Source organism: Plantactinospora sp. B24E8, from assembly GCF_039871735.1.
GTDB lineage: Bacteria > Actinomycetota > Actinomycetes > Mycobacteriales > Micromonosporaceae > Plantactinospora.
This window is the reverse complement of record NZ_JBDPMH010000032.1, coordinates 1-11374: the sequence shown is the minus strand read 5'-3', so window position 1 is coordinate 11374 and position 11374 is coordinate 1. Positions and strand designations below refer to the sequence as shown.

The following is an 11374-nucleotide window of genomic DNA, read 5'->3' as shown; positions in this document are numbered from 1 at the left end:
GCTACATCACCACCTCTCGATGCTTCCAAATGATCGACATCGTATAGCGCCTCTTCGGCATCGGCTTTCCCTGGTGATCAAAACATTGCAAGGCGTGACGGATCGCCTCGCTGTGCCTCTGCTAGGGGGTACGCATGAAAGCTGGCCGCTCGTTGTATCTCCGATATGCCTGCACTGTGCGTCCTGCTGTGCGCACAATCCGTACCTTGTCTGGAAGCCAGTAACAGGCCGGTCGCGACTACCGGGTCGGCTGATCGACCCGGTGGAGAGCGCCCTAGCCGCTGGTCGTGCCGGACGGGGAGGCAGGGCATGTTGAGGATTCGACGTCCGTTCACCACACCCCCGAAGCGGGGGAAGCATCTCGGTCGCCGTGGAAGAACACCATGGCTGCTGGGGGCGATGCTGCTCTGCGCGGCCCTGCTCGCCAACACCGCCGAGCCCGGCACCCGGACCGCACTCAACTCGCCGTCCAGGCCGGCGGCCGACCGCGTACACCGTGCTGAATCAGCACCGGACCAGCGATGGGGTTCGGCCGATCTGGAAGACCACATTGTCGAGGGTCCTGCCAACCGGACCGTCCCACAGTCACTACGGGGGCGTTACCCACTGACCAAGCCGTCGGCTCCTCCGGCCATCCGTCAGAACCGGGCCGAGGTGGTCACGCCGCCGGTCGCCGCTGTCCGTGGTTTCGACGAGGAGACCAGCCGGGAGCTCACGCACCGGCGCGATGCCCACCAACGCGCCTACACGAATGCGGACGGCACGGAGACGACGGAGATCTCCTCGACGCCGCTGCACTATCAACAATCGGACGGCACCTGGGCCGACATCGACCTGACGCTGGTCCCGGGCGGATCCGGATGGCGGTCCCGGGCCGACTCGGTCGACCTGAGGATCGCCCACCGGGCGGATGCGCCGGAACTGGTGCGGTTGGCCCTCGACGAGCAGCACGTCATCGCGTACGGACTCGCAGAGGCTCTGGCGGTTTCCGGCACGGCCCATGGCGAGACGGCGACGTATCCCGGGGTGCGGCCGGGGGTCGACCTGGAGTTGCGGGCCCAGGCGGGCGGGGTGAAGGAGACGCTCGTACTGCACTCGGCCGACGCGCCGCACCGGTTCCTGTTCCCGATGCGACTGACCGGACTCACCGCCGTGCTTGACCGCGACCGGATCGTGCTGCGTGACGGTGCCGGGGTCCAGCGGGCAGTGATTCCGGCCGGATACATGATGGATGCGAAGGGCGTGGTCTCCACCAGCGTCGCCTACCGGCTGGTTCCGGACGCGACCGGAACGGCGATCGAGCTGACCGCTGACCCTGCCTGGCTGCGTGATCCAGCACGGGCGTTCCCGGTCCGGGTCGACCCGTCGGTGGCCAACGGCGCCGCCGACGAGACGATGGTGGTGCAGGGCAACGGGTCACGCATCGACCGGGACGAGCTGTTGGTCGGCCGGCCGGGTAGCGGCGGCGCCGCCGCGTCGTACCTGAAATTCGACGGTCTGGCGGACCGGTTGCGCAACCACACCATTTTTGGCGCCCAGTTGCAGGTGGTGAACTTCGATTCGGCCTCGTGCAGCCCGCGTCGGGTGACCGTCCACCCGGTGACCGGATCCTGGACAGCCGGCTCCGGGTACTCCTATCCCGGTCCCGCCGTCGGTCCGGCGCTGACCAGCCAGTCCTTCGCGTACGGCTACGTCGGAATCGGCCAGGCCGCGTCGTCCTGCCCGATCAGGGGAACGCTGTTCGACCTGGGTACCAAGGGTCGTGACCTGATCCAGGGGTGGGCTGACGGTGACCCCAACCACGGGCTGTCGCTGCGCGCCTCGGACAGCGACAGCGTGGCATGGAAAAAGTTCGCCGGCACCGGCACCGCCAACCCGCCCCGGTTGTACGTCACGCACACGCCGTACAACGCCAGCTACACCATTCCCAAGCCGGTTCCTGAGCCTCCGGTCCTGCAGAACCAGGCCGGCAAGGTCAAGATCACGGTTACCAACCTCAGTGCCGAATCCTGGACGCCGGGCGCCTACTACCTCGCCTACCGGGCCTACCGGGTCTCCGACGGCACGGCGATGGGGCAGCGGCGGGCGGCCGATCTGACCACCACCGTGGCCCGCAAGGGACGGGTGACCTTCGACGCCACCATCCAGCCCCTGCCGCCGGGCCGGTACTTCCTCGACTTCACCATGGTACGGACCGGCGGACCGGTCTTCACCGACCAGCAGATCCCGCCGGGCCGGATTGTCCTGGAGGTCTTCGACATCCCGCCGGTGCTGGACGAACTCCAGCCGCCGAACGGTTACGCCACCCCCACCCTGACTCCGCAACTCTGGGCTCGGGCGACCGACATCGACGCGCCTCCGGGATCCACCCTGCGGTTCAACTTCGAATACTGCGAACGTGACGCCGCAGGAGCCCGGGTCAACTGTGCCAGTTCCGGCTACCAGACGGGTCAGGCGTGGACGGTACCGGCCGGCCGACTCGTCTGGAGCAAGACCTACGAGTGGCGGGCCGGCATCAGGGACGCCGGCAACGAGGTGTTCTCCGACTGGCAGACGATGCTGTCGGCGGTGCCGCAGCCGGAGATCACCTCCCGGATCGCCAACGCACCGTACGGCAGCCAGGAGCGTGACTTCGATCCACAGGTCGGTAACCTCACCACCGGAGCCGTCGACGCGGCCGTCTCCAACATCGGGCCTCCGCTGCGGGTGGTGCGTACCTACAACAGCCTGGATCCCCGACGTGACCTGTTGTTCGGTGCGGGCTGGATGACCCAGTTCGACATGCGGTTGTTGCCCGACGACGACGGCTCCGGAAACGTCGTCATCACCTACCCGGACGGGCAGCAGGTCCGGTTCGGCCGTAACCCGGACGGCAGTTTCGCCGCGCCGATGGGACGTACCGCCCAACTCAGCGTGACGAACGGGCTCTACAAGCTACTCGACCGGGCCGGAACCAGCTACGAGTTCACCGGCTCGGGCCGGCTCCACAAAATCAGCGACGCCTGGTTCAGGTCGATCCAGCTCAGCCACGACCCGAACAACGGCAGGTTGGTGAAGGCACAGGTGATGCCCGTCCCCGGGGCCACCTACGGTCGGTCGCTCACCTTCACCTGGACCGGCAACCACATCTCCAGCGTCTCCACCGACCCGGTCGGCGGCCGGCGTCTGACCTGGACGTACACCTACACCGGCGACCTCCTCACCCGGGTCTGCGCGCCCGACCCGGCAATCTGCACGAGCTACACCTACGCCGCAGGCTCCCACTACCGCAGCGCGGTGACGGACAGCGGGCCCGACTCGTACTGGCGGTTGGGCGAGGCCGAGGGCGGGACCGCCGGCAGTGAGGTCGCCACCAACCTCGGCAAGGACGCCGGCATCATCCGCAACGTCATCCTCGGCGTTCCGGGTGCCCTGGCCGGCACCAGCAACACCGCGGCCACCTTCAACGGCACCAGCTCCCAGATCGAATTGACCAAGGGGACCCTGAAGAAGAACCGCGACGCGACCATTGAACTGTGGGTTAAGATCTCGCCGAACCAGACCGGCGGGCCGCTGCTCGGATACCAGGACAAGGCGCTCGGCGAAACCGCGACCAACGGTCAGCCGTTGCTCTACGTGGGGCTCGACGGGCGGTTACGCGGGCAGTTTGCCGGCGGCACGGTCAGCCCGATCACCAGTACCCGGGACATCCGGGACAACCAGTGGCACCATGTTGTCCTGTCCGCCATGGGCAACACCCAGACGCTCTATGTCGACGGCGAGTTGGCCGGCACCCGGACCGCCTCGATCGAGCACAGCACGCTCACCTTCAACCAGATCGGCGCGGGGTACGCGACCATTCCGGCATCCTGGCCACAGTGGGGAAGTTCGGCCCGACGCTTCTTTTCCGGCAGCATCGACGAGGTCGCCACGTACGCCCACCCGCTCGGGCCGTCGGCGGTAAAGGCGCACTTCGCCCAGGCGGCAGCGGCCGACCAGCTCACCAGGGTCACGCTGCCCAGCGGCAAGAACTCGTCCGAGGCGGTCTACGACACCGAACGGGACCGGATCAAGGAATTCACCGACGGCAACGGGGGCACCTGGAAGATCGGCGCCCCGGCGGTCTACGGCGGGAACAACGACCTCCGTCGGAGTGTGCAGGTGCTCGACCCGGCCAACCGTCCCTACCTCTACGAGTACGACGCCCTGGCCGGCCGGGTACTTCGCACCGGGACTCCGGTCGGAGTCGACACCCGCGAGGAGGATCGGCCGGACTACCGGTCGCCGTCGCCCACCCCGAGTCCGTCACCGACCGAGGTCTGTACCTCGCCCGACCCGAGCGACCCGGGTTTCTGCACCGTCATTCCCGGTGATTCCGGTGGGCCGATCTTCGAGGAGCACGAACTGACCGGTCTGGTCATCCGCTCGTTCGGCTACAACGACAAGGGATATCAGAGCGAGATCACCAACGAGAGCGGCGATAAGGTCCAGCTCACCTTCGACGACCGGGGAAACGTCACCTCACGCCGGACGTGTCGCACCGCCACCGAATGCCACACCTCCTACACCTCGTACCCCACAACGGTGACGAATCCATTCGATCCCCGTAACGACCTGCCGACCGAGACCCGCGACGCCCGGTCCAGCAGCGCGACCGACAACCGCTACCGGACCACCTACCAGTACACCTCCAACGGAGACGTACTACGGGAAACCGGCCCGGACGGCTTCCTCCTCGCGCACACCTACACCGACGGCAGCGGCGGCTCAGTCGGCCATCCGGACCCGACTCCACCCGGTCTGGTCCGCACCACCACCGACACCCGTGATGCGACGACGCGGTACCAGTACAACCGGCAGGGCGACTTGGCTGTGCTGATCACCCCGTCCGGTATGCGGGTCGAGTACACCTACGACGAACTCGGACGGCAGATCGCGGAGAAGGAGATCTCCGACACCTATCCGGCCGGCGTTGTCACCACCACCAGCTACGACGACCTGAACCGGCCGGTCACCAGCACCGGCCCGGTCACCACGGACGAGGTGAACGGCACCCGCCACCAACTGGTGACCACCACGACGTACGACGTAGATGGCAACGTGACCCGCGTGGAGAGCCGGGACGTGCTCAGCGACGCCCCGGCGCGGGTCACCACCACCGAGTACGACGAATTCAACCGGCCGGTACGTACCGTGGACCCGGAAGGCAACGAAGAGTCCCAGGGCTACGACCAGTTTGGCAACCGGACCTTTGTCATCGACGCCAACGGCAACCACTACGAGTACGCGTACACCGCGCGAAACGCGTTGGCGGAGGTCCGGCTGCGGGACTGGAACGGCGACCCTGAGCAGAGTGGGGCTCCACCGGACGGTGGCGACTACGTCGTGCTCAACTCGTACGCCTTCGACTATGCCGGCCGGATGGTGCTGCAGGTCGACTCGATGGGTCGGCGGCAGGAGTACACCTACTACAAGGACGATCTGCTCCACAAGATCGTGCTGAAGGGCTTCCGCAACCCGGACGGCAGCACCCGCGACTACGTGATGGAGGAGAACGCCTACGACGCGGCGGGCAACCTGACCCGGAAGGTCACCGGCAACGGGCTGTCGGTCACCGAGCACAGCGTGAACGCGATGGGGCGGATCACCAGTACCGTGCTCGACCCGGGCGGGCTGGCCCGGCGGATCAGCTACACCTATGACAGCGGCGGCAACGTGCTCCGCACCTCGTACTCGGGAATGCCGAGCAACGTGCCGTGGCCGACCAGCACGACCGGCAACGTGGTGGAGAACGTCTACGACGCGTCCGGCCGACGCACCCAGGAGAAGGTCGTCTCCGACAACGGGGCGCTGGTCACCTCGTACACCTTTGACCAGCGTGGTCTGCCGACCACCGTCACGTCCCCACGGGGCAACGTGGCCGGGGCCGACCGGACCGCGTACACCACGACGCTGCGGCACGACGAACTCGGCCGGCAGATCTCCGCCCGGGCCCCACCGGTCACGGCGGAGAGCAACGGCGGACCGGCCGCCGTCGTCCACCCGACCGTCTCCACCGGCTACGACGCCTTCGGACAGGTGGTGGCGACCCGGGACGCGCTCGGCAACGTCCGACGCAGCACCTACGACCGACTGGGGCGGGTGGTCAGCGCCAGCCAACCGATCTACGCCCCGCCCGGGATGCCCGTCCTCCCGACCGCGCCCACCACCACGACCAGCTATGACGCGCTCGGGAACCCGACCGAGATCGTCGATCCCCGAGGCAACGTCACCCGCCTCGGCTACGACCGGCTGAACCGGGTGATCACCCGGGATCAGCCGGGTTCGACCAACGAGCAACGGGCGGTCTGGCGCTACACGTACACCCGGACCGGAGAGGTGCTCTCGACGACCAGCCCGACCGGCGCCCGGACCGAGACCACCTACGACGACCTCGACCGGCCGGTCACCACCACCCAGATCGAGCGGTACCCGGTGCCCGACAGCTTCACCACCCGGTACCGCTACGACGACGTTGGTAACCTGGTCGAGACCGTGTCACCGGCCGGGGTCCGGACCACCGCCGCCTACAACACCGCCGGTGAGGTCGTCTCCAACACCAGCGCCGCCGGCGTGACCACCCAACTCGGCTACGATCTGCACGGCAACCAGGTGCGGGTGACCGACGGGCTGGGCCGGACAACCCGGACCGAGTTCGACGGCTTCGGCCGGGTCGCCCAGGAGTCGGACCTGGACGCCGCCGGCACCGTCCTCCGCTCTGAGAAGTTCGAGTACGACGCGGACGGCAACGTCACCGCCCAAATCAATGCCCTGCAGAAGCGGGCGACCTTCGAGTACGACGCGCACAACCGACTCGTCCGCCAAACCGAGCCGGTATCCGCCACGAAGAACATCGTCACCTCGTTCGGCTACGACGCGGCGGGTAACCGGACCCGGTACACCGACGGACGCAACAACGATGTCATCTACACCGTCAACTCACTGGGCCTGCCCGAGTCGGTGATCGAGCCCCCGACCGCGGGTCATCCGGATGCCGCCGATCGCACCTGGACGGTCGGGTACGACCGGGCCGGCAATCCGGAGCGTCTCGTCGCGCCCGGCGGCGTCGTCAGGATCAGGGCGTACGACGCGGCGGGCCGGCTGACCACGGAAACCGGCAGCGGTGCGGCCGCCGCCACCCGCGGCATCGGCTACGACCTGGCGGGCCGGGTCGTCTCGGTGAACGCCCCCGGCGGAACCAACACCTACGACTACAACGACCGGGGCGGGCTGCTCGGCGCTGTCGGGCCGGCAGGAGACGCGAGCTACACCTACAACCGGGACGGGCAGCTCGTCGCCAGGACCGACGCCTCCGGGACCGCCACGTTCGGGTATGTCAGGGGGCGGCTCGCGACACTGCAGGAGGACACGGGTGGGGTCACCCAGACCCTCGGCTACGACGCCGCCGGGCTGCCGACCACCGTCGACTACGGCTTCGGTCGGGTGCGGACGTACAGCTACGACAATCTCGGCCGGGTCAGTTCGGACGTGCTGCGCAACGCCTCCGGTGACGAGGTTGCCAAGATTTCCTACCAGTACGACGCCGACGACCGGTTGACGGTCAAGGAAACGACCGGCACGGCCCAACCGGGCCGGAACAGCTATGGCTACGACGACGCCGCCCGGCTCGTCTCCTGGACGTCGCCGACCGGCACCGTCGGCTACGAGTGGGACGATTCCGGCAACCGGATCGTGGCGGGCGACAAAACCTCCAGCTACGACGCCCGCAACCGGTTGCTCTCGGACGGCGACTACACCTACCAGTACACGGCGCGTGGCACGCTGGCCAGCCGGACCAGTTCGGGACTGGTCGAGGAGTACTCCTTCGACGCGTTCGACCGGCTGGTCGGCCAGGACGAGGAGACCTACCAGTACGACGGCCTGGACCGTGTCGGGATTCGTAACGGCACCAGCTTCAGCTACGCCGGTTTGAGCCCGGAGGTGGTCGCGGACGGCGCCGAGCGCTACAGCCGGGGTCCCAACGGGGAGCTGTTGGCCGTCGCCGAGGAGGCAGACTCCCGGGTCGCGCTCACGGACGAACACGGTGACCTGGTCGGCGCGTTCGACGGGGCAGACGGCACGATGGCCGCGCTCGCCGGGTCGACCGCCTACGACCCGTTCGGTGAGCGGATCGGAGTCAGCGGGGAACAGTCCAACCTGGGCTACCAGGGCGACTGGACCGACCCGGAAACCGATCAGGTCAACATGGGTGCCCGCTGGTACTCACCCGGCACCGGTTCCTTCATCTCTCGCGACTCGGTCACCTACGCCCAGGGCGCGTCGATCCTGGCCAACCGCTACACGTACGGCGCCGGCAATCCGCTGGCCAACACCGACCCGGACGGGCACTGGGCGTGCGGCTGGTGCGCGCGGGCGGCGAAGGCTGTTGGCGGCGCGGTCAGCAGCGCGGTCAGCAGCGGCTACCGAGCCGTCGTCAGCGCCGGCGGATACGTCAACCAGTACGCCCGGGCGGCCTGGTCGGGTCTGAAGCGGGGCATCACCATCGGCTTCGACATGGCGAAGAGAGGGCTGCGGGCGCTCGCCGACGGAATGAAGGCGGTCGGCAGAGGCTTGAACAGCCTCTACAACAAGTATGCGAAGCCTTACGTCGACCGGGGCAAGCAGTGGTTGGCGCAGAAGGCCGCAGCGGTGCAACAGCGGGCGGTGCAGATCCGTGCGGCGGCGCGCCAGGCGATCAAGTATGCGGTAAAACACACCCCGGTCGGCAAGATCGCGGCAGCGGCGAGGCCGTTGATCGCCGGCCTCGGCAAGATCGTCGTCACCGCGGTCACCCAGCCGGCCGCGCTGGTCTCCGCCATGCAGAACGTCGTGGCGGACAGCGCCAAGGCAGCGGCAGACCTCTACAACCAGGCGATCGCGGCCCGGGACGCGGTGATCGGTGGCCTGACCACCGCGTTGGACGCGGCCGGGAACTGGGTCGTCGAGCACAAGGCCGCGATCGCCGGAGCGGTGGCGGGTGCGGTCGTCGGCGTGGGGTGCGGGGTGGCGGTCGGGTGGACCGGGGTCGGCGCGGTCGGCTGCGCGGCGGCGGCTGGTGCGGTCGGATCGCTGGTCAACGACCTCGTCGAGGGCGGCAAGGGCTGGCAGGAGATGACCGCCAACGCGCTGATGGGCGCCGCATTCGGCGCGGTCACCGGCCCACTGTCCACCGTGGCCGGATCCGCGGTGGGCGCGGGCGTGCGGGCCGTGATCGGCGGAGCCGGCCGGTCGGCGTTCTCGGCGGCGGGCACTGCCGCGATGTCGACCGCGAAGGGCTTTACCAACCTCCGTCCTGGCGGCCTGGTCGGCCGGGCTCTAGACAGGCGGGCGCCGGTCCGGATGGGCGGCGGATGTACCGGGTCCGGAGTGTCGAACAGCTTTGTTCCGGGCACCGCCGTTCTGATGGCCGACGGTGGCCGTAAGCCGATCGAGGACGTCCGGGTCGGTGACGTGGTGTTGGCGACCGACCCGACGACCGGCGAGACGGGGCCCAGGAAGGTCACCGACCTGATCGTCGGCCAGGGCGAGAAGGAAATCGTCGAGGTCACCATCGACGTGGATGGTGACACCGGAGACCACACCGCTTCGGTCCAGGCCACCGCCGGCCATCCGTTCTGGGTACCGGATTCCGGCACCTGGCTCGACGCCTCGGAGCTGCATGCCGGTTCGCTTCTGCGTACGTCGGCTGGTACCTACGTACAGGTCACAGCGGTCAAGCGATGGACTGCGCAGGACCAGCGCGTCCACAACCTCACCGTCGATGGCCTGCACACGTACTATGTGGTTGCCGGCAGCATTCCGGTCCTGGTCCACAATTCAGATGTCGGTGCCAGATTTGTTTGTCCGACAAATGGTCGGATAACCGATTTGGCGCCTGAGCGAGGGACTCGCGGGGGAACAGGTGAACTCGAATTCGAACCGCCGTTGTTTCGTAGTAGCCCGGCCGGTGGATGGGATCTTGAGGATCAACTCGTTGAGGCGCAGGGTATGGTGTCCGAGGCGGTGCACGCGGCTACTGGTGTGGCGAAGACGAAGACCTGGGTCGGTGCCGTGAATCTCCGTACCGGAGAGATTGCGGTCAGCTGCTCTGGTCGTGGTAACTGTGCTGAGCCAAATGTATTGATCGGAACGGACTGGGACCATGTGGATGTGATCTTCACCAAGGCTTTGAAATGGCAGAACTTCAGAGATGGCGTAGGGCGCGCGGTGCAGGAAAAGGAAGTTTGCTCGGTCTGTCAGGGTCTATTTGGTGAAGGCAACTTCGTCTCAGGGGTATTTTGGGGTTGAGGGGGTCGCTGATGTCTTCGAATAAGTTGTTTTCTGCGGAGCTGGACAGGTATGACTGGAGTCGGTTTCGGTGTGGCTGTCGAGGCACGGCAGAACATGTGCCCGCGTTGTTTCGATCGCTGATCGATGTCGAGGATCCTTCGGATGTCTATGGCGTGACCTTAGATGGACATCTGGAGGTGGATGGAAATCTGTTCGAGGTTGCTGTTCCGGCAATCGGAGTAATCCTCGCGGCAATGACTGGAGACTTGTTGCCGTCTTCCCGGCTGGAGCTTCTGGAGGCATTGTGGCGTGTGTTGGCTGGAGAATCGCATTCTACTGAAAGGTCCATCGGGCGTGGGCGATTGGGGGATGAGTGCCGGCATAAGGCGCGTGAAGGTATTTGGGTGATTCTGCAGGAGGGTTTTGGCAAGCATGGTGAAATCGTGGGTGAGATCCTGGAGTTGATCGATCTTGATGATGCGCGACTCGCTTACTATGCTGAGATCCTAAAGGCTTCCCGTAAAAGGACTAGGCGCTCACGTTCGACCGATTAGGTTTCCCGGTTGGCTGGCGGTGGCTTCCTGGGGCGCGCTTTTTGTTGATTGACTTCCTGGATTACCCAATCTCGGAAGAGGTCTGTCGTTCCGTGGACGTTGGCGGCTGGTCGGATGCGTGTGACTAGGGTCAAGCAGATTGTCGAGGTGTAGCTACCCTCCAAAGTTGTACGACAATGATTGGAGAAAGGTGTATCCAACTTGGGTTCGGCCTGGCCTGCGGCCGAAAGCTTCACGTGCTGCTGGCCTAGTTCTTGTGGTGTTGGCGGCGTTGCTCAGTGTGCCGGCCGCGCCTGCCTCGGCGGCGATCACCCCGGCGGCCGGGGTACACATCCAGGTATCGCACACCAATCTGTGTATGAACGTCCAGGGTGGCGGTACGGCCAACAGCGCGAAGATCGTCCAGTGAGGTGATCTCAGCAAGGATCCGGGGGCGGTTCGGGATGACACGGGCGTACCGTCCATAGCGGACAGCTTTTGATAAGGACGTGGAGCCATCGGTAGACAGGTTCTTGCGACGGAATCGGTCTCCG

At 66.6% G+C, this 11374-nt stretch carries 3 protein-coding genes; all 3 read left to right on the top strand.

What is annotated here, in order from left to right:
- The first annotated feature begins 309 nt into the window (after positions 1-309).
- Positions 310-10305, top strand: coding sequence for a LamG-like jellyroll fold domain-containing protein (locus tag ABGB21_RS29675; protein WP_347680544.1), 9996 nt, complete (start codon positions 310-312; stop codon positions 10303-10305).
- Positions 10306-10403: 98 nt separating this feature from the next.
- Entirely contained in the window at positions 10404-10841 is a 438-nt protein-coding gene (locus ABGB21_RS29670; RefSeq protein WP_347655886.1) for a hypothetical protein, read from the top strand.
- A 259-nt stretch (positions 10842-11100) separates the two neighbouring features.
- The gene (locus tag ABGB21_RS29665) at positions 11101-11250 is read left to right on the top strand and encodes a hypothetical protein (protein WP_347680542.1); all 150 of its coding nucleotides are present in this window, start codon (positions 11101-11103) and stop codon (positions 11248-11250) included.
- Positions 11251-11374 lie beyond the last annotated feature (124 nt).

Coding starts and splice junctions, on each gene's coding strand:
- ABGB21_RS29675 (WP_347680544.1), top strand. CDS start 310: ATGTTGAGGATTCGACGTCCGTTCACCACACCCCCGAAGCGGGGGAAG.